General features: G+C 56.5%; 1 protein-coding gene. It reads left to right on the top strand.

The genetic code is table 11. From position 1 onward, the window contains the following. Nucleotides 1-25: 25 nt before the first annotated feature. Nucleotides 26-395: SDR family NAD(P)-dependent oxidoreductase (locus EH240_RS37590; protein WP_245436724.1), on the top strand; the 370-nt coding region annotated here is incomplete at its 3' end.

A 395-nucleotide genomic window follows, 5' to 3' on the forward strand; every position in this document is an offset into this window, starting at 1 on the left:
TGTCGCAAAACTAGAATCCTATGGCGTGGCAGCCGCCTATCTGCAGTCCGATATCACTGATGTTTCCCGACATGAAGAAACGGTAACGGGCGTCCTTTCGCGATTTGGTCGTGTCGATTGCCTTGTTAGCAATGCCTCCATGGCAGTCGTACCTGGTGACTTCCTCGACCTGGTGCCGGCGGACTTCGATAAGACGATCGCGATGGACCTAAGGGGGACGGTGTTCTTTACGCTTGCTGTGGTCAAGGCAATGCTCGTGAGGAGCGCGGCGGATGTACCCAGGTCTATCATCAACATCACGTCGGTCTCACACGAGGCAAGTTCGCCCGAGCGCGCGGACTATTGCATCAGCAAGGCCGAGCTGGCGGCATTCTATCAGGCGGTGGCATTTCGTC

Source organism: Mesorhizobium tamadayense, from assembly GCF_003863365.1.
Classification (GTDB): Bacteria; Pseudomonadota; Alphaproteobacteria; order Rhizobiales; family Rhizobiaceae; genus Mesorhizobium; species Mesorhizobium tamadayense.